This window comes from Vagococcus sp. 211, assembly GCF_056322705.1.
Genome location: NZ_CM150475.1, coordinates 527,524 through 550,347, shown reverse-complemented (window position 1 = coordinate 550,347; position 22,824 = coordinate 527,524). Strand labels below are relative to the sequence as shown.

The following is a 22,824-nucleotide window of genomic DNA, read 5'->3' as shown; positions in this document are numbered from 1 at the left end:
TGTATCCTCCTCATTAATAATGAATGGTTTCTATTATATCACCTGATGCAAAGTCAACTAAATAATAACTTAACGGGTCAGATTTTCCAACAGCCGTCACTTCCCACACAGGTTGACCCTTGACCATGCCTAAATTTATCTTTTTAATTCGTTTTACTTCTTTCGTTTCAATCACCTTAGCAATGGCTTCTTTTTCATTGATTCCTTCATTATTAGCCATCACTACGGCTTCACTACCATCCTCAGGTATCAGTACAATTTTGCTCTCATTGTCTGCAGTGCGTCCTACAATCGTGAAATATGTTTTTTCACGAATGAACCAATAAAAATCATCCACTCGCTCAACTCCAGCAATGCTGTTAGCCACTTCTTTGGCCTGTTTTTTAGCTTTTGTTACAGGTGATATTGATTGAACTAAGACTGTTGTTATAAAGATGAGTGCTAACATTAATCCTATGGCTAATACTTTAATACCATTTCCACGTCTCATTTATTTATCACCTCATTACTTTTTCTATAATAATTCATTATAACAAGATTAGTCACCTTTTTCATGAAAAAAAGAATTAATATCCTGCAACATGTCATTTAATGTTAATTGTTTGAATTCTAACTCTTCTGGTAGATAGCTTTGAATCTGTCCGCCATAACTCGCTGTGATAAAACGATCGTCCAGCATGACAACAATCCCTCTATCCGTTTCAGAACGCAATAATCGACCTAAGCCCTGTCTCAATCTCATCCCAGCTTTTGGGACTGCATCTGCGTAGAATGGGTTTTTCCCTTGACTCTGAATGTAATCATATTTAGCGCGAATCATGGGACGATGTGGTGGGTCAAAAGGTAACTTAGTCATGATAACAATCTCCAATTTGTCTCCAGGAAAGTCAACCCCCTCCCAAAAACTCGTCGCACCTAATATAATGCTTTGATCACTTTTATTGAATCGTCGCATGATCTTGTCTCTTGAACCAGAAATATTTTGGGCCAATAAATCAACCCCATTGTCGCTACAATATTCTGTTAGCTTCTCATATGTTACTGACAATAAATCATGAGAAGTAAATAATACCAACATTGATTTCTTTTCTTGCCCATGAATTTTTTTCACCACATTTGCAATGTACCTGCTCTGTTTACTGACTGGTAGGTCAGCAATAGGTTCATCTGAAAAAGGCGTGTAGAACCTTGTTTGTTTCTTATAATCATACACTGATGCCATCTTCCAGTGCTTACTCTCTTTACTAGGAATGCCCAACTCATCTTCCAAATACGACGGATTATTGGTTTGTAATGTTCCAGTAGTGTAAATTATTTTATCTGACTGCGTGTACCATTGGTCTTCTGTAACATGAATAGGAACAAACCTTGAAGCATTTAGAGTTAAGCGTTGCTTGCTATAATTGAACCATTTAATTTGGCGTTCCTCATCAAAATTTGAAAAATAAGCATTGAACTCAGTACCCCAGTCATTTAATTTTCTAATAGAAAAAATAAATTCCTTTAATTTTAAGATGTCTTTGCTTAGTAACTCATCAAGATGTGCAATTAAGTACGCATCCAATTCCGCACATAAAATCGTTGTCTCTCGGAACAATACTCTTAATTGCTTTAAGGTTTTTTTCGTTTGAGTCGGCCATTTATGCATAAAATCATGTTCTGAAAAAGCAAGGTCTTGCTCCTTCTTTTTTAAACGGTAGGCGCTCAGAATAAATTGCTCCATTTCTTTTAAGTTATGCTCAATTTCTCCAAACAACGCAAGAAGTAATGCACTAATCTTAATTAATTGAGGATGAACACCCTCATTAATAAGCGTTTCATGTAGTTTAGATAAATCATTCAATTGCTTCATTAAATAAACAGACTGATTAAAGGAGATATGAATGGTCTGTTTTTGCTCCATTGTCTCAACTAATTTATGCGCCTCATCAATAACCAATGAATAATGCTTTGGTAACGCTGATTCATCCCGCTTATTCTCTTCTATAAGATAGGCATGGTTCGTAATAATAAAGGTGGCATACTTCTTTTGCTCCTGTTGATAAACTAAAAAATCGTCGTCATAAAAAGGAGAAGAAGGATTGAGATATTTGATCCCAATATGGCTGACATGATCATAAAATAAATGCTGTTTATTCATTGTCAATTCATCCAAGTCACCTGTCTTAGTTTCTAATAGCCAAACCAAAACAGCCATTTGATAAATCGCATATTGTTTTTGTTTCACCGGTGATTCTAATGTTTTGTAAAAAGCCTCTAAATGTAAGTAATGTCGACTACTCTTCAGCAAGATACTTCTTACAGGATGGCCCAATATTTGACTTAACTTATTGATTTCTTTATCGATCAATTGTTCTTGAAGAATCATGGTTGACGTAGATATCACCGTAGGATGGTAAGCATCACTAATAAATGACATAGGCAGCAAATAGCCTAATGTTTTACCAATACCTGTATCACCTTGTATAAAAAAGTTTTTAAGGTCCTTTTGCTGATGAAACGCATAAATAGCATCCATCATATCAACTTGTTCTTTTCTATGAAGCAATCCTCTAGCGAATAACTCTTTCTTATTCATTTCAAGATAAGGGGTAGTTAAGATATCTGATTCAACCGGTAAATAATCTGTATCTTTCTTCCGTATCACTACTTGATTGATGCCCTTATACATAGGATCTAATCTGTCATCCTTTCGATGATTTACTTGTTCCGATAAAATCATCTGAATCAGCTCCTGATTGTTAACCCCTAATTCTGATGATAGTTCGGCTAATCGCTCTAAAGTCATAATAGGTAAAGAAGATAATTTATCTACAATCGCTACAAACATTTGAGACGTTACAAGTGCGTCACTGTATGCTTGATGAGGATTATTATGAGATAACTGTAAATAATCTGCTAAGTCCCCTACTCTAAAACCTGGAGACTTTGGATACACAATTTGGGCTAGTTCAACTGTATCTACTGCTTCAATAGTTAAACCTGGTAAGCCCATCCTCTCTAATTCACTATTTAAAAAAGAATAATCAAAATAAACATTATGAGCAACAAAGACACAGGTTTCTAACATTTGCTTAATAATGAAACCTACTTCTTCAAAATAAGGTGCTTTGCTGACCTGCTTGTTTGATATGCTTGTTAGATTTTCTATGTGTTTTGATATTTTTTTTCCTGGATTAATATCTGTTGAAAAAGAATGTACAACTTCCCCGTTTTCAATGAACACACAGGCAAACTGGATTATTTTATCCTTTTCTAAATCCGCCCCTGTCGTTTCTAAATCTACCACTGCAAACGTAGATGTTCTTTTCATAGTCCATTCTCCTCTCAACTGCCTCCCATCATTATACAAGTTATTTCATCTTTTTTCACTATTCTCTCTCTTTTTTTCTTCACTTGTTTAAGATAGATTGTTTTAATAAACAAACTATGGTTAAATAGATTTATACTATATTTTAATAGGTGGAAAAAAAGAATGATAAAAAAACTTAAAATGGCAGGATGGGTTATATTAGTATTTTGGCTAATTGCTATAATCCTTACCTACAACAACACTTGGTATTGGTACGCTTACTTAATAATATCTGCCTCAGCTTTTTTTCTTGCGGGTATTTTATTGTATCATTCGGAAGTGAAACAGCTCTATACTAATACTTTTTCCAAACAACACACGCTTAAATCAGAACCCAAACAAACTATTTCCTATCAGGACGATGAAGACTACGATGATATAACCATCGAAAGAACGCGTCAAAAAAGAAAAAGGAAACGGAAGAAAAAATATGCTTTGATGGAAACTGGTAGTAGAGAACGTAAGAAAACCAATCAGCAATATGCTTCTAATAAATCATTACATAAAGCCTCTTCTATTCGTAACAAAGAATATTTACACACAAAAATCCCTTTGCTTTACAACGGTGATCAACAAGAACTTCTTTTTAACACCATTCAACAGTTAAAAGAACAAGATTTTTTTACCAGTTATTATGCCGGGGTGACAAATGAGGATTTAATTACTCATTTTTCTGAGTATCAAGAACGAAATATTTTTGAATTGTATGACAATACAATTCCTAATACTTTTGCTAAAGTGCTGTATGATCCTGAATCTGTTAGTAATAGGATTGGTATTTTTTTAGGCAAACAACCCGTGATAGAGGATGCTGAAGAGAACAATCTTACGGAAAATATGCTTGGTTTTATTGATATTAGAGACAGTTACAAAGCGGAATTATTACTGAATAAATATAATAACATTCAAGTCTTCCCAACCATACTAGGTGGGACCTATAAAAGAGTGTACAAAAATGAGGAAGGTTCTATTAAAATAATTAAAGATTTCATCAATTATGATTTAACCATTTCTCTTGCCTTTTATAATAACTAAAAAGAGCTAACAATGTGTTAGCTCTTTTTAAATACCCATTTTTTTGACATAATATAGTTCAATAATACTGCCAGTAATTGAATAATAATAACAAAGAAAAATTCATTTAATACAGGAGCAGAACCTATAAACCCAACTAATAAAGGTGAATGGAACAAGCCTTGATTATAGTTAATCTGATCAAACCCTAGTAATGAAATAAAGTAATCCCCGTACTTATCAATCGCAAGATAAGTGATACTAATATCTAAAAAGAATACCGCAAGTCTAGCCAAAAAAAAGAGAAAAAATTGCGTGATAACCCGCTTCATCTCCCAATTTCCATCCAGAAAAACGAGAATTTTATTTCCTAAAAAGGCAAACATAATCGAACTTATTTGTGCTAGTATAACAGCTATCAGCGAACTACCTATTACATGAAGTATGCTAAATCTCACAATAAAGTAAACTAAAGTCGTGAGTAGACCAACAATACCATACATCATTATTTCTTTATGCTTCATTCTATTATCCTTTCCTATGTTCGATTCATAACAAGCAAAAAAACTAGAGTATCCTACTTTTAAATGTTAGTATTAAGTATATCATTAGAGAGGATGTTTTATCTATGAAAATGGCACATACTTGTGTGAGAGTAAAAGATTTAAATGCTTCATTGGAATTCTACACGAAAGCCTTTGATTTTAAAGAAAGTCGTCGTCGTGATTTTCCAGATAACAAATTTACACTAGTTTATTTAACTTTACCAAACGATCCTTACGAATTGGAATTAACTTATAATTATGATTCAGAAGGGTATGATTTAGGGAATGGTTATGGTCATATTGCTATAGCAACAGATGATCTTGAAGGTCTACATAAGAAACACTCTGAGGCGGGTTTTAATGTGACTGACTTAAAACACTTACCTGGTGTTCCACCTTCTTACTACTTTATCATCGATCCAGATGGCTACAAAATTGAAGTCATTCGCGAAAAATAAATGATAAAAAACCAATAGACTCATTCTATTGGTTTTTTCTTTATAACAAGGCATTGTTTGTCTATGCAAATAAAAAAACTCAAGTCATTAGACTTGAGTAAGTTACTCCGGCAGTAGGACTCGAACCTACGACATCATGATTAACAGTCATGCGCTACTACCAACTGAGCTATGCCGGATAATTATAAAATATGCATGGCGTCGTCCTACTCTCACAAAGGGAAACCCTTCACTACCCTCGGCGCTAAGAAGCTTAACTTCTGTGTTCGACATGGTTACAGGTGTGTCCTTCTTGCCATCGACACCACACTTATTTTATAACTGAGTGATTATTCACTCAAAACTGGATTTGAAGTTATCTTTCAACATAATTGTCCACCGCTTAAATCTTGGTTAAGTCCTCGACCGATTAGTACTAGTCCGCTCCGTACATCACTGCACTTCCACTTCTAGCCTATCTACCTGATCATCTCTCAGGGGTCTTACTTTCTTAAAGAAATGGGAAATCTCATCTTGAGGGGGGCTTCACGCTTAGATGCTTTCAGCGTTTATCCCTTCCACACATAGCTACCCAGCAATGCCCTTGGCAGAACAACTGGTACACCAGAGGTGTGTCCATCCCGGTCCTCTCGTACTAAGGACAGCTCCTCTCAAATTTCCAACGCCCGCGACGGATAGGGACCGAACTGTCTCACGACGTTCTGAACCCAGCTCGCGTGCCGCTTTAATGGGCGAACAGCCCAACCCTTGGGACCGACTACAGCCCCAGGATGCGACGAGCCGACATCGAGGTGCCAAACCTCCCCGTCGATGTGAACTCTTGGGGGAGATAAGCCTGTTATCCCCAGGGTAGCTTTTATCCGTTGAGCGATGGCCCTTCCATGCGGAACCACCGGATCACTAAGCCCGACTTTCGTCCCTGCTCGAGTTGTAGCTCTCGCAGTCAAGCTCCCTTCTGCCTTTGCACTCTACGAATGATTTCCAACCATTCTGAGGGAACCTTTGGGCGCCTCCGTTACTCTTTAGGAGGCGACCGCCCCAGTCAAACTGTCCATCTGACACTGTCTCCCGCCACGATAAGTGGCGCGGGTTAGAATGGTCATAACACAAGGGTAGTATCCCACCATTGCCTCCTTCGAAACTAGCGTTCCGAGCTCTACGGCTCCTACCTATCCTGTACATGTGTCACAAACATTCAATATCAAACTACAGTAAAGCTCCATGGGGTCTTTCCGTCCTGTCGCGGGTAACCTGCATCTTCACAGGTACTAAAATTTCACCGAGTCTCTCGTTGAGACAGTGCCCAAATCGTTACGCCTTTCGTGCGGGTCGGAACTTACCCGACAAGGAATTTCGCTACCTTAGGACCGTTATAGTTACGGCCGCCGTTTACTGGGGCTTCAATTCTGAGCTTCGCTATTGCTAACCCATCCTCTTAACCTTCCAGCACCGGGCAGGCGTCAGCCCCTATACGTCATCTTTCGATTTTGCAGAGACCTGTGTTTTTGATAAACAGTCGCTTGGGCCTATTCACTGCGGCTAAACTTGCGTTTAGCACCCCTTCTCCCGAAGTTACGGGGTCATTTTGCCGAGTTCCTTAACGAGAGTTCTCTCGCTCACCTTAGGATTCTCTCCTCGACTACCTGTGTCGGTTTGCGGTACGGGCCGTTTAATTCTAACTAGAAGATTTTCTTGGCAGTGTGATATCAGGACTTCGGTACTATATTTCCCTACTCATCACAACTTGTCCTTAAAAGTAAAAGCATTTGACTCTTACTAAGACTTGTTGCTTGAACGCACATATCCAACAGTGCGATCCTTTAACCTCCTGCGTCCCTCCATTGTTCAAACAAATCAAACGGGTACAGGAATCTCAACCTGTTGTCCATCGCCTACGCCTGTCGGCCTCAGCTTAGGTCCCGACTAACCCTGGGAGGACGAGCCTTCCCCAGGAAACCTTAGTCATTCGGTGGACAGGATTCTCACCTGTCTTTCGCTACTCATACCGGCATTCTCACTTCTAAGCGCTCCACCAGTCCTCACGATCTGGCTTCAACGCCCTTAGAACGCTCTCCTACCATAGAACCTAATGGTTCTATCCACAGCTTCGGTAATATGTTTAGCCCCGGTACATTTTCGGCGCAAGGGCACTCGACTAGTGAGCTATTACGCACTCTTTAAATGGTGGCTGCTTCTGAGCCAACATCCTAGTTGTTTGTGCACCCTCACATCCTTTTCCACTTAACATATATTTTGGGACCTTAGCTGGTGGTCTGGGCTGTTTCCCTTTCGACAATGGATCTTATCACTCACTGTCTGACTCCCGGATATAAATGAATGGCATTCGGAGTTTATCTGAATTCGGTAACCCTAGATGGGCCCCTAGTCCAAACAGTGCTCTACCTCCATCATTCTTAATTCCGAGGCTAGCCCTAAAGCTATTTCGGAGAGAACCAGCTATCTCCAAGTTCGTTTGGAATTTCTCCGCTACCCACACCTCATCCCCGCACTTTTCAACGTACGTGGGTTCGGTCCTCCAGTGTGTTTTACCACACCTTCAACCTGGACATGGGTAGGTCACATGGTTTCGGGTCTACGACTACATACTAATTCGCCCTATTCAGACTCGCTTTCGCTACGGCTCCGCTTCTTCAGCTTAACCTCGCATGCAATCGTAACTCGCCGGTTCATTCTGCAAAAGGCACGCCATCACCCATTAACGGGCTTTGACTTCTTGTAGGCACACGGTTTCAGGTTCTATTTCACTCCCCTTCCGGGGTGCTTTTCACCTTTCCCTCACGGTACTGGTTCACTATCGGTCACTAGAGAGTATTTAGCCTTGGGAGATGGTCCTCCCGGATTCCGACGGAATTTCTCGTGTTCCGCCGTACTCAGGATACTCATAGGTGTGTTGTCAATTTCGTCTACAGGGCTTTTACCCTCTTCGGCTGACCTTTCCAGGTCGATTCGACTATTCACAACAGCTACCACAGCTGAGTCCTACAACCCCAACAAGCAAGCTTGTTGGTTTGGGCTGTTTCCGTTTCGCTCGCCGCTACTAAGGAAATCGATTTTTCTTTCTCTTCCTGCAGGTACTTAGATGTTTCAGTTCTCTGCGTCTACCTCTAACAAGCTATGTATTCACTTGAAAGTAACATCCTATTAAAGATGCTGGGTTCCCCCATTCGGAAATCTCTGGATCATAGCTTACTTACAGCTCCCCAAAGCATATCGGTGTTAGTCCCGTCCTTCATCGGCTTCTAGTGCCAAGGCATCCACCGTGCGCCCTTATTCACTTAACCTTTTCTAACCTACGGTTAGATTGTATTACTAATTTTTATCAATAGTTAGATAGCGATATCTAATCTATCGACACATTTCACAGTAGTTTTTAAAAAACAACTGTTCAACGCGGTGTTCTCGGTTTATGTTGATGTCTAACTTCAACTATCCAGTTTTCAATGAACAAATCAAATTGATGACACAAAAAAATCATCAATGGAGCCTAGCGGGATCGAACCGCTGACCTCCTGCGTGCAAGGCAGGCGCTCTCCCAGCTGAGCTAAGGCCCCGGGATGAATAATAATGAGAGTAGACCTCTCAAAACTGAACAAAGTAAGTAACGGCCAATGTGTTTCCGTAATATTCCTTAGAAAGGAGGTGATCCAGCCGCACCTTCCGATACGGCTACCTTGTTACGACTTCACCCCAATCATCTATCCCACCTTAGGCGGCTGGCTCCCGAAGGTTACCTCACCGACTTTGGGTGTTACAAACTCTCGTGGTGTGACGGGCGGTGTGTACAAGGCCCGGGAACGTATTCACCGTGGCATGCTGATCCACGATTACTAGCGATTCCGGCTTCATGTAGGCGAGTTGCAGCCTACAATCCGAACTGAGAACAGCTTTAAGAGATTAGCTAAACCTCGCGGTCTCGCAACTCATTGTACTGTCCATTGTAGCACGTGTGTAGCCCAGGTCATAAGGGGCATGATGATTTGACGTCATCCCCACCTTCCTCCGGTTTATCACCGGCAGTCTCGCTAGAGTGCCCAACTAAATGATGGCAACTAACAATAAGGGTTGCGCTCGTTGCGGGACTTAACCCAACATCTCACGACACGAGCTGACGACAACCATGCACCACCTGTCACTTTGTCCCCGAAGGGAAAGCTCTATCTCTAGAGTGGTCAAAGGATGTCAAGACCTGGTAAGGTTCTTCGCGTTGCTTCGAATTAAACCACATGCTCCACCGCTTGTGCGGGCCCCCGTCAATTCCTTTGAGTTTCAACCTTGCGGTCGTACTCCCCAGGCGGAGTGCTTAATGCGTTAACTGCAGCACTGAAGGGCGGAAACCCTCCAACACTTAGCACTCATCGTTTACGGCGTGGACTACCAGGGTATCTAATCCTGTTTGCTCCCCACGCTTTCGAGCCTCAGCGTCAGTTACAGACCAGAGAGTCGCCTTCGCCACTGGTGTTCCTCCATATATCTACGCATTTCACCGCTACACATGGAATTCCACTCTCCTCTTCTGCACTCAAGTCTCCCAGTTTCCAATGACCTTCCTCGGTTGAGCCGAGGGCTTTCACATCAGACTTAAAAGACCGCCTGCGCTCGCTTTACGCCCAATAAATCCGGACAACGCTTGCCACCTACGTATTACCGCGGCTGCTGGCACGTAGTTAGCCGTGGCTTTCTGGTTAGATACCGTCAAGGTGGGAACAGTTACTCTCCCACTTGTTCTTCTCTAACAACAGAGTTTTACGATCCGAAAACCTTCTTCACTCACGCGGCGTTGCTCGGTCAGACTTTCGTCCATTGCCGAAGATTCCCTACTGCTGCCTCCCGTAGGAGTCTGGGCCGTGTCTCAGTCCCAGTGTGGCCGATCACCCTCTCAGGTCGGCTATGCATCACGGTCTTGGTAGGCCATTACCCCACCAACTAACTAATGCAGCGCGGGCCCATCCATCAGTGACACCGAAGCGTCTTTTATCATCTTCTCATGCGAGAAAACGAATTATGCGGTATTAGCACCTGTTTCCAAGTGTTATCCCCCTCTGATGGGCAGGTTGCCCACGTGTTACTCACCCGTCCGCCACTCAACTATTTTCGGTGGAGCAAGCTCCGGTGAAAATAGTTGCGTTCGACTTGCATGTATTAGGCACGCCGCCAGCGTTCGTCCTGAGCCAGGATCAAACTCTCAATAAAAGTTATGATAACATCCGAAGATGTTTAGCTCATTTTAAAACTTGCTAGCGATATTTCTTCACTATAATAATTCTGGTTATTTTTACTTTCGTAAAAACACCTACACATTTGGTTCGTCTTACTTTGTTCAGTTTTCAAAGATCTAATTCGTTGCCGTAACAACTTTTATATCATAACAAGTAATCAACGTTTCGTCAACCCTTTTTTAAAATATTTTTTAAAAGTTTTTCGTTTGATGTTTACATCTCGTAATCAGCAACATAAAAAATTATATCACATTAAAGTTCTAAGTCAATAGGTTTTAACCTAGAACTTTAATTTTTTTTGATTTTTTTCAAAACACTATGCTAGCAAAGATACGGAACCCCTTCAAACTGGATTCCTTGCAACACTTCTCTCAAAATAGCAGGCTCTTCCCATACAAATTTAGTATCTGTTAAGTTAACACTTTGGGATTCATCTATACTAAAAACAAATAATGGCATCTTATAATCTTCAACTTGAACATTTGTCAACTCAACAAGTTCTAACTCATTAGTATTCAAATGAACTGTTTCTTTTAGTTCTTTCAAGATACAAGCTAAGCTTGTAAACTGATCATTAATATCAGTCTTTACAAATCTAATAGTCTCATCACTATGCTCCACAAGAAATTTCTTGTGTCCGTCTTCCATATTCAATATTACTGTTCCAGCTACTTTAGTTTGTTGCAATATGCTCCACCTCTTACTATTTTTATAAGAATTTCAACATGGTAACAAGTATAGCATATTTTCTGAAATAAATCAGTTATTTTTCATTGCATCTTCTAAAGCATCGTCTATCCAATCATCTAATTGATCATCAATCGTTTTAAAACCAATTTTTTTGTATTTATTTGTAAAATATCTTTTTCTTGTAAAAGTTGTTGGTTGTAAACTTTGTTGCAAGACTCTCAGTGACAAACTTATCTTCTGAGTGTACTCGTCGATGTCAATAATTTGGACGGTCACTAATTGATCTACCTCTAGTTCGTCTTCTATGTTTTTAATAAAGCCGTGCTTAACTTCCGATACATGTATCAAGCCCTGATGCTTATCATCTAATGAAACAAACGCCCCATAGGGTTGTATACCTGTAATTTTTCCTGTTAAGATGGTTCCTATTTTGTATGACAATTGATTCACCTTCTCTCACTTTTTTACTCATCTTATATTCTAACATAAAAAAAAGGTAGCAACGTTAACGTTGCTACCTTTTTCTTTTATTTTTTTATTCTTCTATAGAAACACTATCGATTGTTACATCATATAGTGGACGGTCTTGACTATCTCTTTTTACAGCACCGATATCATCTACAACATCCATTCCTTCTACCACATGCCCAAAGACAGTATGACGGAAGTCTAACCATGGTGTTCCACCTTGTTTGTAAGCTTCGATGATTTCTTTAGGGAACCCTGCCCCTTCTAATTGACTAACCATGTTAGCTGGTACGTTTTTGTTTTGAACGATAAAGAATTGGCTTCCGTTAGTATTAGGTCCAGCGTTAGCCATTGATAATGCGCCTCTTAAGTTAAAGACTTCTTCTGAAAACTCATCTTCAAATTTAGCGCCATAAATACTTTCGCCGCCCATTCCAGTACCTGTTGGATCGCCACCTTGAATCATAAAATCAGGAATAACACGGTGAAAAATAACGCCATCGTAATACCCTTTTTTAGATAACTCAATAAAGTTTTTAACTGTTTTAGGTGCTTGCTCTGTAAATAAAGCAATTTTAATGCTTCCTCTGTTCGTGTTAATTGTTGCAAACGTTGTTTGTTCTGATAATGCTAATTGTGGAAATGTCATAATAATACTCCTCCTAATTGTCTTCTAAAATAGATCTAATTTTAGTTGTTAATAGATCAATGGCAACTTGATTTTTACCACCTTCTGGAACAATGATATCCGCATGTCTCTTAGTAGGCTCAATAAATTGTTGATGCATGGGTTTAACCACACTTAAATATTGACCAATCACTGAATCTAATGAACGACCTCTTGTTTCCATGTCGCGTTTGATTCTTCTGATAATGCGAATATCATCTTCTGTGTCAACATAGACTTTAATATCCATTAAGTCTCTTAGACGTTCATCCTCTAAGATTAAAATACCTTCAATAATAATGACTTCTTTTGGTTCCATATGAAAAACATCTTGGCTTCTCGTATGGGCTTCATAATCATATATTGGCATATCAATCGCTTCATATCTAATTAATTGCTCAAGTTGTTCGATCAACAAATCAGTATCAAACGCAAATGGATGGTCATAGTTGGTTGATAGTCTCTCTTCAAAAGATAGATGACTTTGATCTTTGTAATATGAGTCTTGCTCAAATAATAAAATCGAATGTGTCGGCAATGCGTTTAAAATAGCTCGGCTTACACTTGTTTTACCACTGCCTGATCCACCGGTAACCCCAATCACAACAGGTCTGTCTTTTTCTTTCGCCATTTAGATCCCTCGCTTATCTCTTTTTATCCTTCTTTGATATCCTACTCTATTCAAGCCCTACTTGCAACAAATTATCTATCAAATTAACCCTATCTTTATAACTGATAAACGTTCTCACTTAATACTTATTATTATCTGTAACATTATTCCTATGCTATGCTAGTGGTAAGATAATAAAAAGGAGATTGAATAATGACACAAACAATTCTAGAAATGAAAGATCTTGGTTTCTCTGTTAACCAACAAGAGATTCTTTCAGGTATTACTTTAGACATAACTAAAGGTGATTTAATTACCATCTCTGGCCCCTCTGGTAGTGGTAAAAGTACTTTGCTTAAAATTATTAGTGGTATGGTTTCTCAAACCTCTGGAGCTATCACTTATAAAGGAAAAAACATTACAGATTATCCAACAACACAGTACCGAAAAGACGTTTCCTACTTCTTTCAAAGTCCTGTCTTATTTGGTGAAACTGTAAAAGATAATCTAGCCTTCCCTTCCGAAATTAGAGAAGAGACCTTCGATGAGAACAGAGCAACGGAATTACTATCAGAAGTTAAACTCTCTAAGGATTATTTGACGAAGGACATTCATAGCTTATCTGGTGGTGAAAAACAGCGTATCGCATTTATCAGAAACCTTATGTACCTACCAAATATTCTATTACTCGATGAAATTACTAGTGCTTTAGATGATGACAATCGCGAAATTATTCATACCTTGATAAATGATTTAAACACAACACATCACTGTACTATTTTATGGGTTACCCATAACCAAGAAGAATATCTTTCTTCTAACAAACGCCTTTATATAAACGAAGGACGCATTCAGGAGGCTCACAATGACTAATTTAGATATATCAAACGCATCTCTTCTCTTAACAAGCAGTCTTATCCTTATTGCTTTAATAATTGATTACAAAGAAAAACTAGGCTTGGGTAAAGATATTTTTATCGCTGCCTTTAGAACCGTTGTGCAATTATTTATTATTGGTTACGTATTAAGTTCCATTTTTAAATTGGATAATCTCTTTGTCACACTTGCTATGGTTGCCTTTATTATTTTTAATGCTGCCTATAATGCGGGCAAAAGAGCCAAACATATCCCAAATGGGTTTAACATCTCATTAATATCTATTGGCTTTGGTTCCATTGTTTCCCTTTTAGTGTTATTTGTTTCAGGGGCGTTGACTTGGACGCCGTCTCAAATTGTTCCTATTACAGGAATGATTGCTAGTAATGCCATGACAGCTGTAGGTGTTGGCTACCGAGTCATGGATTCAAAATACAAAGACCAACGTCAACAAATTCAAGAAAAGTTAGCTCTAGGTGCCACGGTTAAACAAGCCTCTCTCCCTATTATTAGAGAAAGCATCAAATCTGCTATGGCACCAAGTGTCGACCGTGCTAAAACAGTTGGCCTAGTTAGTTTACCTGGTATGATGTCTGGTTTAATGTTTGCAGGAATTGATCCTTCTACAGCGATTAAATATCAAATCGTCGTTATGTTCATGCTTATCGCTACGACTGGTTTTTCAACAATGATTGCCAGCTATATGACCTATAAGACTTATTTCAATAAACAAGATCAACTCCTTTAATTCGTCTTATCTGAATGCTAAATAATGCAACATATAATAGAAGAAAAAAAAGCGCCCGCCTCATGGAAATGAGGTCAGGCGCTTTTTTCATGCTTATTTTTCTTGTACGTATTTATAAGCCGTTCCTAAAGAAATGTTACATTCTTCAGCAATTTGGCGAAGTGTATATCTATTATTGTTATATAAGAATCTAATTTGATCAATTGTTTCTTGTGAAATTTTTGGACGTCCACCCACACGACCTTTGCGTCGAGCTTCTTGTAGTCCTTTAGTTGTTCTTTCACGAATAATTGATTTTTCCATTTCAGCAATTCTTAATACCATTTCTACATAGGCAGAATCATCGATGGCACTGTAAGCAGATCCTTTTTTTAATACGACTAATTGAACACCTTTACCTTTTAATTCAGTCAAAAATTCGGCTAATTGAATGATTGATTTTCCTAGGCAACGTAGTTCATATACGACTAACTCGTCTCCAGATTCAAGTGTTTCTACCACACTTGTTAGCGTTGTATCATTTTGTACAACTTCCCCACTTTTTTCTTTCTCTACAGAGACTGTTTTCACACTTGCTTCGTTCAAACCGTCAATTTGTTCTTTCATGTAGTTATCTTCGCTTGATGCGTAGACATAACCGATTTGTTTCATCATATTTCCTCCCTATTGTTTGTTTATTTAAACACCCATTTATTATGATTGGTTATGTTCATACTATACCTTTATTTGAAAAACCTTACCTTATCAAACTTTTCATAACGTTACGTAACATTTGATAATATAGGGATATTTAATTAAATCCTCATTTTTGTATAAAACCTTTAGTTAATAAAAGTACGATAAATATATATAGAAACAATCTAATAATCAAAATGAACATAAATGAACTTTTGCGTATTTCTTAATTTATTTCTCTATTATTTTAGTATATACTAGTGAAAAAGAGAAAAATAAGGAGGATTTATGATAAATAGTGCTCTTTTACAAGAAATAAAAGGGATTCAAGAAGAATTTTTTCACGGACTACGAACAATCATGCAGATTAATAGTGTTAAGTCGGAACCAGAACCTACAGCCCCTTTTGGTCCAGGGCCTAAAAAAGCTCTCTTAGCAACGCTCGCGTTAGCCAAAGACTTAGGTTTTCACACTCATTTAGTTAATTCGGCCATTGGCTATGCCCAATTAGGTGAAGGAGAGGAATATATCGGGGTCATTGGTCATTTAGATGTTGTCCCTGCGGGTGATGGTTGGGATTACCCACCTTTTGACTTAACGTTAGATGACAACGTTTTTTATGGTCGAGGCGTTCTCGATAATAAAGGGCCAATCATTGCGAACCTTTATGCGCTCTATGCCTTAAAAAAAAGCAACATTCCTCTTAAATATCCCATCCGAATTATTTTTGGAACAGATGAAGAATCCGGTTCAAAAGATATTCCTATGTATTTAAAACACGAAAAACCTCCTCTGTTTGGTTATACACCTGACTGTAAGTATCCAGCAGTTTATGGAGAACGGGGCATATTAGGCGTGGATATGACTACCTACTTTACTGATGATTCTCTAGCAGACCTACACTTTTTCAAAGGAAATTTTGATAAGAGTTGGGTACCCGACTCCCTAACTTACGGGGTAGAAGGCATGTCGTTTCAAATAAAAGGGGAACGTTCTCCTAGTAATGCTCCCGAATTAGGGGACAATGTGATTACTTTATTTGCCCAACATGCCACAACACAAAAAAACTGTCACGGAGAGTTAGATGATTACCTTCATTGGGTCTATCAAGCCTTCCATGAACAACATCACGGAGAAGGGTTAAACATGGCGTTAAAAGATGATGCTTCAGGTACTTTATCCCTCACGCCACACACACTAACCTTTCATCAAAAAGAGAAAAGTAGTACCCTTTCTCTAAGCATTCGTTATCCTATCTCAATCAAAGAAGAAGAGTTGGTAGCACTATTAACCAAGCAACTACCCAAACAAACCGTTTTAAATATCACAAGAAGCATGCCCTCCACTTGTTTTGACACCCATCATCCTATGATTGAGGCCATGACTCGTGTGTATGAATCTGCTACGGGATTAGACGGAACACCCGTTACAACAACAGGGGCTACTTATGCAAGGGTCATGCCAAACATTCTTGCTTTTGGCCCGTCTTTCCCAGGTCAAAAAGGAATTGCCCATAACAAAAATGAATACATGGATAAAAACGATTTAATTAAAAACCTAGAGATTTACACCTGCCTTTTAGCTGAACTTCAAACACTATGATTAAGGATGTCATTCTATCAAAAAATAAAGGAGCGTACCATGACTACCAATAAACGATACGAAGAAGTCGCCCAATTCATTCTAGAAAATATCAACAACAACCACTACCCAACAGGTACTAAATTACCCTCAGAATATGAGCTGGCAGATGATTTTAATGTCAGCCGATTAACCGTAAGAAAAGCAATTGACTTACTTATCAAACAAAACATCTTGATTAAAGAAAAACGTCGTGGCACGTATGTCATGACACCACACAATAAAATTCAAAGTGGGCGTTCTGGGTTAGTTGGCTTTACAGAAAGTGCCAAATTACATGGTAAACACCCCAATACTCAAGTCATTTCATTTGAAGTGATGTCTCAATTACCTAAAAATATTTCTCAAGCACTCGATCAGTCCACTGAAACAACCTATCATATTAAGCGGCTTCGCTCATTCGATAATGACCCAATGACAGTGGAGGAAATCTATATTAAAGAAGCACTGCTTCCTAATTTATCAAAAGAAGATTTAGAAGCCTCTCTTTTTGAAAAAATTGAACAAACCATCGACATTTCTTATTCCCACCAAGAAATCGAAGCTATTGTGATGACTGAAGAATTAGCAACCCTTTTAGAAGGAGCTGTTGGAGATCCTGTTTTACTGGTTCACACGATTACCTATTCCCCTTCAGGTCTACCAATTCTATTTGATTTATCTTATTACCGAGCTGATAAGTATACCTTTAACAACACTTTAATCAGACATTAATGTGACAGATGGCACTCAGAAAGGAATAAACAGTATGACCTATGGATCCATTGCAACATGGCGAATGGCTCACGACGGTATTGTTCTAGCTAAAGAACACTTAGCTAACAATGCCTCTGCCAACACCACTGTAGAAGAAATCATAAAAAAAGTTGAAGCATACCCTTACTATAAATCAGTCGGATACGGGGGACTTCCAAATTATAAGGGGTTACTAGAAATGGATGCAGCCTTTATGAATGGAGATACCTTGCAAATAGGGGCTGTCGCTGGAATTGTTGATATTGCGCACCCTATTTCTGTGGCAAAGCATTTAAGTCAACACAAATTTAACAGCTTTTTAGTTGGACAAGGTGCCACAGAGTTTGCAGTAAAAGAAGGGTTTCAAGTTAAAAAGATGTTAACGCCTCGAGCTAAAAAAATTTGGCAAAACCGATTAGCCGACATCGAAAAATACCACCTCAATCCTTACGATGGTCATGATACAATCGGTGTCGTTGCTTTAGACAATCAAGGAAGTATGGCCGCTGGTACATCGAGTTCTGGGCTTTTTATGAAACAACCAGGACGAGTAGGAGATTCTCCCCTATCTGGATCAGGTTTTTATGTGGATAGTGCCATTGGAGGCGCAGCTGCAACGGGTCTTGGAGAAGACTTGATGAAAGGAATACTCTCTTATGAAATTGTCCGTAAAATGGAAGAAGGGTTATCCCCGCAAGAGGCCTGTGATGCAACCGTTTATGCCTTTCATCATAAGTTAACACAACGATACGGTAAGTGCGGGGCTATGTCCCTTGTGGCCATGGATAACCAAGGCAATTGGGGAGTGGCGACGACTGTAGAATTTACATTCTCTGTTACAACAGATACATTAAAACCAAGTATCTTCATTGCTACTATGGCAGACAACGATACCACTACGATTACCCCTATTACACAAGAGTGGCTAGAAGCTTACGAAAAACGAATCAAAGCGCCTATTAACTGAGACATCAAAAAAACGAACTGACAAGTCAGTTCGCTTTTTTGTATTTATTAAAACAGTAGAAGGGGGATATCTACTGTTTTTTCTCCTTTAGTTTGTTGCGGTACATTTCTAGCTCATCTTCGCTACAATGCACATAATGATCACCTGAAATTTGACGTAATTCACGGACTTTTCCATCTTTTTGAGGCTCATAAACAATCCGTTGACGACTACGTTCATAATCTGGATCAGGTAACGGAATGGCAGAAAGTAAACTTTCTGTATAAGGATGTAACCCATACTTATAAATTTCCTCCGCCGTTCCAATTTCTACTAATTTACCAAAATACATTACACCGATACGATCGCTAATGTATTTAACCATTGATAAATCATGGGCGATAAACAGATACGTTAAGTTCTGTGTTTCTTGTAATTCTTGCAATAAGTTAACCACTTGGGCCTGGATAGACACATCCAAAGCCGAAATAGGTTCATCACAAATAATGAATTTAGGCTCTACTGCTAATGCTCTAGCAATACCGATACGTTGACGTTGTCCACCTGAAAATTCATGAGGATAACGCGTCCCGTGAGAAGGATCTAATCCTACTGTTTTAAGTAAATCATTCACGCGGTTTGTACGCTCTTCTTCGTTTTTAGCCAAGCCATGAACATCAATGCCTTCAGCGATAATATCTTTGACTTTCATTCTTGGGTTAAGTGACGCATAAGGATCTTGATAAATCATTTGAACATCACGTCTAAATTGACTCATGTTCACACGACCCTTGATCTTAGCTACGTCTTCCCCTCTGAATTTAATTTCTCCACTTGTTGGATTATATAAGCGAATAATACTTCGTCCCGTTGTTGATTTACCACATCCTGATTCACCAACTAAGCCAAAGGTTTCACCTTCGTAAATATGGAAGCTGATGTCATCTACAGCCTTCACTTCATCTGGTCGTCCAACATTAAAATGTTGTTTTAAATGGTTCACTTCCAGTAATTTTTCTTTCGTAACTGTTTCCATAAGTGACACAACTCCTTTCTTAATTAGCAAATCTTTCTTTGTGTTGTTCACGTCGACGAACAATTTCATAAGGTGGTACCACTTCTGGCGCGCCTGGTGCTAATAACCATGTCGCCGCTTTATGTGTAGGTGATACATCAAAGTACGGAGGTACATGTTCTGTATCAATTTTCATCGCAAATTCATTCCGAGGATAAAAAGCATCCCCTGTTGGTGGGTCTAATAAATCCGGTGGCGAACCTGGAATTGCGTATAATTTTTCTTCCCCAGTTTCAAGCGTTGGCATTGAACTTAATAAGCCCCAAGTATAAGGATGTTGAGGGTTATAAAAGATTTCATCCGCCGTTCCCACTTCTACAATTCGTCCACCATACATAACAGCTACTCTATCAGCTACGTTAGCTACCACACCTAAATCATGGGTAATAAAAATAATCGATGTATGAATTTTCTTTTGAATGTCTTTCATTAAATCAATGATTTGCGCTTGAATGGTTACATCAAGAGCGGTTGTTGGCTCATCAGCAATCAAGACTTCTGGGTAACAGATTAAAGCAATCGCAATAACAATCCGTTGTCGCTGTCCTCCAGAAAACTGGTGAGGGTAATTTTTCAAACGTTTCTCTGCATCAGGTATCCCTACAAGATTAAGTAAATCCAGCGCTCTATCAAGGGCATCCTTCTTAGATATCTTACGATGTTTTCTAAGAGATTCTGCTACTTGATTCCCAATATTCATGGTTGGATCAAGGGACGTCATCGGATCTTGGAAAATCATCGCAATGTCTTTTCCTCGAATCGATTGCATCTCTTTCTCTGTTTTCTTATTTAAATCTTCACCTTTAAATAAGATCTCACCACTGTCTACATTGGCATTGTTTGCTAGTAACTGCATAATTGCACGGGTCGTTACAGATTTACCTGAACCCGACTCTCCTACAATTGCTAAGGTTTCACCTTTATGTAAGTCAAAGTTAACACCACGAATGGCGTGAACTTTTCCCGCAAAAGTATCAAACGAGATATTTAGGTCTTTTACTTCTAATACTTTTTCCATTTTTTCACACCATCCTAATCATTCATTTTCGGATCAAAGGCATCACGTAATCCGTCAGCTAATAAGTTGAAACACACCATGATAACAGATAATGTTATCGCCGGTGCCCACATTAGATGAGGTAAGAAACGGAATGTTTTGTATCCTTCGTTTAGTAACGTTCCAAGAGAGGCTGTTGGTGGCGTTAAGCCTAACCCGATAAAGCTTAAAAATGCCTCAAAGAAAATAGCTGATGGAATACTAAACATCATTTGAACAATGATGACACCTGAAATATTAGGTAAGACGTGTTTCATAGCAATTTTACTTTGTGATTCTCCTAAAGTTGTCGCGGCTAGCACATACTCTTGGTCTTTAATTTTTAAAGTCTGCGCTCGGACGATACGTGCCATGGTAATCCAACCGGTTATAATCATCGCTAAGATAATTGATAACATCCCTGGTTTGAAAATCATTAACATTAAAATCATCACAACTAAGTTCGGGATTCCAGAAAGAACTTCCAAAATCCGCTGCATGACGTTGTCGACTCGTCCACCTTTCATTCCCGATATCATACCGTAGATTACCCCGAAGGTTAAATCTAAAAAGGCTGCTACAAAGGCAATGATAAGAGACATTCTTGTTCCCATTAATAACCGAGACAATTCATCACGACCTAAACCGTCTGTCCCAAGAAAATAATTGACATCTTCTGGTACTTTGGCTTGTTCATACTTATCAATACGTGTCCCACCTACCATTGCTGTCCCGTTAAAGCCGTTCAGACTAACACCAGGAATACGTGGCGGTAAGTTAATGTATTTAGGATTTTGTTTCGTTGGATCATGTGGTGTGATCCAAATAGAACCAAAAGCCACTAAAGTAATCAAAATTAATAAAACAAGAGAAATAACGGCTCCCTTATTCTTTTTCAATCGACGCCATGAATCTTGCATAAAGTTCAGTGACGGGGCACTAATTTTTTCACGATCTAAATTACTATCGATCGAAATAGGTTCAAAACTTTCTTTAGGTATGTTATTAATATCTAATTGTTCCATAATTATTTGCCACCTCCTGAAACGCGAATACGTGGATCAATTAATCCGTATAATAAGTCAACGACTAAGATAACCACAACTAACATGGTTGAGAACATAATGGTTACTGCCATGATAGTTGGGTAATCATTCGTCATAATAGACTTAACAAACTGCTCCCCAATACCAGGAATAGCAAAAATGTTTTCTACAACCAATGACCCTGTCATCAAAGCAACAGCTAAAGGCCCTAAAAGTGTGACTAATGGGATTAAACTGTTTCTTAACCCATGACGGAACACAACTTGTAATCGGCTCAATCCTTTAGAGCGAGCGAGTTCGATGTAGTCACTACTTAATACTTCTACCATCTCTGTTCGAATGAAACGAGCAGAGTCAGCTAAAGGCGACATGGCCAAAGCCAAGGTTGGAAGAATGGTAGAAATAAACCCTTGATCCCATTTTGCTATCGGTAAGACACCTAATTTAATCGCAAAGATGTATTGTAACAATACAGCGAAAACGAAGTTAGGTATGGACCTACCGAGAATCGCGACGAGTGTGGCCACTGTGTCCACCCATGTATTTTGTTTCATTGCTGCAATAGCTCCAAGCACAATACCTACCAATGTACCAAAGATAATCGCTTGAACCCCTAACTGGACAGATGGTCCAATACGGTCTTTCAATAATTTAGAAACAGGTTGATTTTTAAATTGGAAAGATGTTCCAAAATCCCCTTTAGCTAAATTACCAATGTAGATACCATATTGTTGAATTACTGGCTTGTCTAATCCTGCTTGCTTGTTTAAAATCTCAATTTGTTCTGGTGATAATTTCTCTTGGTTAGCATATGGCGAACCTGGTAACAATTTCATTAAGAAAAAAGTAATTGTTGAAATCAACCACAAAGTAATGAGCATAAATCCAACACGTTTAATAAAGTATTTCAAAAAATTACTCATTTTCTTTCCCCCTTTTAAATAGTTTTGACTTCTTTGTTTATTTGTTTTACAGTTATGACATCAAATAAAGATTGGAACGTTT

Annotated in this window: 19 protein-coding genes, 2 tRNA genes and 3 rRNA genes; 7 read left to right on the top strand and 17 right to left on the bottom strand. The window is 38.8% G+C overall.

Annotated elements, in window-relative coordinates; translation table 11 throughout:
• Positions 1-13 precede the first annotated feature (13 nt).
• Both ACVWM0_RS02735 and ACVWM0_RS02730 read right to left on the bottom strand, forming a co-directional pair.
• The gene (locus ACVWM0_RS02735) at positions 14-490 is read right to left on the bottom strand and encodes a cell wall elongation regulator TseB-like domain-containing protein (protein WP_476473115.1); all 477 of its coding nucleotides are present in this window, start codon (positions 488-490) and stop codon (positions 14-16) included.
• 48 nt (positions 491-538) lie between these two features.
• The gene (locus ACVWM0_RS02730) at positions 539-3,313 is read right to left on the bottom strand and encodes a helicase C-terminal domain-containing protein (protein WP_476473114.1); all 2,775 of its coding nucleotides are present in this window, start codon (positions 3,311-3,313) and stop codon (positions 539-541) included.
• A gap of 162 nt (positions 3,314-3,475) precedes the next feature.
• Here ACVWM0_RS02730 and ACVWM0_RS02725 point away from each other — a divergent pair, with 162 nt between their 5' ends.
• On the top strand, positions 3,476-4,387 hold the full coding sequence (locus tag ACVWM0_RS02725) for a hypothetical protein (protein WP_476473113.1): 912 nt from the start codon (positions 3,476-3,478) through the stop codon (positions 4,385-4,387).
• 17 nt (positions 4,388-4,404) lie between these two features.
• On the opposite strand, the gene ACVWM0_RS02720 is transcribed toward ACVWM0_RS02725, so the two are convergent.
• Entirely contained in the window at positions 4,405-4,869 is a 465-nt protein-coding gene (locus tag ACVWM0_RS02720) for a GtrA family protein (protein ID WP_476473645.1), read from the bottom strand.
• Between the two features lie 125 nt (positions 4,870-4,994).
• Between ACVWM0_RS02720 and gloA the strand changes: the two genes are divergently transcribed.
• Complete coding sequence (gene gloA, locus ACVWM0_RS02715) at positions 4,995-5,369, top strand: lactoylglutathione lyase (protein ID WP_476473112.1); 375 nt, start codon at positions 4,995-4,997, stop codon at positions 5,367-5,369.
• A gap of 105 nt (positions 5,370-5,474) precedes the next feature.
• Here the strand turns inward: gloA and ACVWM0_RS02710 are convergent.
• From ACVWM0_RS02710 to udk, 9 genes are all read right to left on the bottom strand, one after another.
• Positions 5,475-5,548 (bottom strand) — tRNA-Asn (locus ACVWM0_RS02710).
• Positions 5,549-5,562: 14 nt separating this feature from the next.
• Positions 5,563-5,678: ribosomal RNA gene (rrf, locus tag ACVWM0_RS02705) — 5S ribosomal RNA — on the bottom strand.
• Positions 5,679-5,758: 80 nt separating this feature from the next.
• Positions 5,759-8,671: ribosomal RNA gene (locus tag ACVWM0_RS02700) — 23S ribosomal RNA — on the bottom strand.
• A 197-nt stretch (positions 8,672-8,868) separates the two neighbouring features.
• Positions 8,869-8,941, bottom strand: a tRNA-Ala gene (locus ACVWM0_RS02695).
• A gap of 81 nt (positions 8,942-9,022) precedes the next feature.
• Positions 9,023-10,580: ribosomal RNA gene (locus ACVWM0_RS02690) — 16S ribosomal RNA — on the bottom strand.
• Together the 16S, 23S and 5S rRNA genes with 2 tRNA genes alongside form the textbook arrangement of a ribosomal RNA operon.
• A gap of 347 nt (positions 10,581-10,927) precedes the next feature.
• Complete coding sequence (locus ACVWM0_RS02685) at positions 10,928-11,293, bottom strand: hypothetical protein (RefSeq protein WP_476473111.1); 366 nt, start codon at positions 11,291-11,293, stop codon at positions 10,928-10,930.
• 72 nt (positions 11,294-11,365) lie between these two features.
• Positions 11,366-11,737 (bottom strand): CvfD/Ygs/GSP13 family RNA-binding post-transcriptional regulator, encoded by a 372-nt coding sequence (locus ACVWM0_RS02680; RefSeq protein WP_476473110.1) that lies wholly within the window; start codon positions 11,735-11,737, stop codon positions 11,366-11,368.
• Between the two features lie 94 nt (positions 11,738-11,831).
• A complete protein-coding gene (locus ACVWM0_RS02675) occupies positions 11,832-12,416 on the bottom strand; it encodes a peptidylprolyl isomerase (RefSeq protein ID WP_476473644.1) in 585 nt (194 codons plus the stop codon).
• Between the two features lie 10 nt (positions 12,417-12,426).
• Positions 12,427-13,062, bottom strand: coding sequence for a uridine kinase (gene udk / locus ACVWM0_RS02670; RefSeq protein ID WP_476473109.1), 636 nt, complete (start codon positions 13,060-13,062; stop codon positions 12,427-12,429).
• A gap of 192 nt (positions 13,063-13,254) precedes the next feature.
• Between udk and ACVWM0_RS02665 the strand changes: the two genes are divergently transcribed.
• Both ACVWM0_RS02665 and ACVWM0_RS02660 read left to right on the top strand, forming a co-directional pair.
• On the top strand, positions 13,255-13,914 hold the full coding sequence (locus tag ACVWM0_RS02665) for an ABC transporter ATP-binding protein (RefSeq protein WP_476473108.1): 660 nt from the start codon (positions 13,255-13,257) through the stop codon (positions 13,912-13,914).
• Positions 13,907-14,665: an ABC transporter permease gene (locus ACVWM0_RS02660; RefSeq protein WP_476473107.1), complete on the top strand. Its 759-nt coding sequence runs from the start codon at positions 13,907-13,909 to the stop codon at positions 14,663-14,665. Before ACVWM0_RS02665 ends, ACVWM0_RS02660 begins: the two co-directional genes overlap by 8 nt.
• A 93-nt stretch (positions 14,666-14,758) precedes the next feature.
• On the opposite strand, the gene ACVWM0_RS02655 is transcribed toward ACVWM0_RS02660, so the two are convergent.
• A complete protein-coding gene (locus ACVWM0_RS02655) occupies positions 14,759-15,319 on the bottom strand; it encodes a recombinase family protein (protein WP_476473106.1) in 561 nt (186 codons plus the stop codon).
• Between the two features lie 309 nt (positions 15,320-15,628).
• On the opposite strand from ACVWM0_RS02655, the gene ACVWM0_RS02650 reads away from it, so the two are divergent.
• Genes ACVWM0_RS02650 through ACVWM0_RS02640 form a run of 3 tightly spaced genes read left to right on the top strand, consistent with a single transcriptional unit; the run spans position 15,629 to position 18,683 of the window.
• The gene (locus ACVWM0_RS02650; RefSeq protein ID WP_476473105.1) at positions 15,629-16,942 is read left to right on the top strand and encodes a Sapep family Mn(2+)-dependent dipeptidase; all 1,314 of its coding nucleotides are present in this window, start codon (positions 15,629-15,631) and stop codon (positions 16,940-16,942) included.
• A gap of 39 nt (positions 16,943-16,981) precedes the next feature.
• Positions 16,982-17,695, top strand: coding sequence for a GntR family transcriptional regulator, LSA1692 subfamily (locus tag ACVWM0_RS02645; protein ID WP_476473104.1), 714 nt, complete (start codon positions 16,982-16,984; stop codon positions 17,693-17,695).
• Between the two features lie 34 nt (positions 17,696-17,729).
• Complete coding sequence (locus tag ACVWM0_RS02640; RefSeq protein ID WP_476473103.1) at positions 17,730-18,683, top strand: glycosylasparaginase; 954 nt, start codon at positions 17,730-17,732, stop codon at positions 18,681-18,683.
• A gap of 70 nt (positions 18,684-18,753) precedes the next feature.
• Here the strand turns inward: ACVWM0_RS02640 and ACVWM0_RS02635 are convergent, their stop codons facing one another.
• The 4 genes from ACVWM0_RS02635 to opp3b are packed head-to-tail and all read right to left on the bottom strand — an operon-like array spanning position 18,754 to position 22,742.
• Entirely contained in the window at positions 18,754-19,698 is a 945-nt protein-coding gene (locus ACVWM0_RS02635; RefSeq protein WP_476473102.1) for an ABC transporter ATP-binding protein, read from the bottom strand.
• Positions 19,699-19,717: 19 nt separating this feature from the next.
• Positions 19,718-20,755, bottom strand: a complete 1,038-nt coding sequence (locus tag ACVWM0_RS02630) for an ABC transporter ATP-binding protein (RefSeq protein WP_476473101.1) — start codon at positions 20,753-20,755, stop codon at positions 19,718-19,720.
• A 14-nt stretch (positions 20,756-20,769) separates the two neighbouring features.
• Positions 20,770-21,798, bottom strand: a complete 1,029-nt coding sequence (gene opp3C, locus ACVWM0_RS02625; RefSeq protein WP_476473100.1) for an oligopeptide ABC transporter permease — start codon at positions 21,796-21,798, stop codon at positions 20,770-20,772.
• Positions 21,799-21,800: 2 nt separating this feature from the next.
• Positions 21,801-22,742, bottom strand: a complete 942-nt coding sequence (gene opp3b / locus ACVWM0_RS02620) for an oligopeptide ABC transporter permease (RefSeq protein ID WP_476473099.1) — start codon at positions 22,740-22,742, stop codon at positions 21,801-21,803.
• Positions 22,743-22,824: the final 82 nt, after the last annotated feature.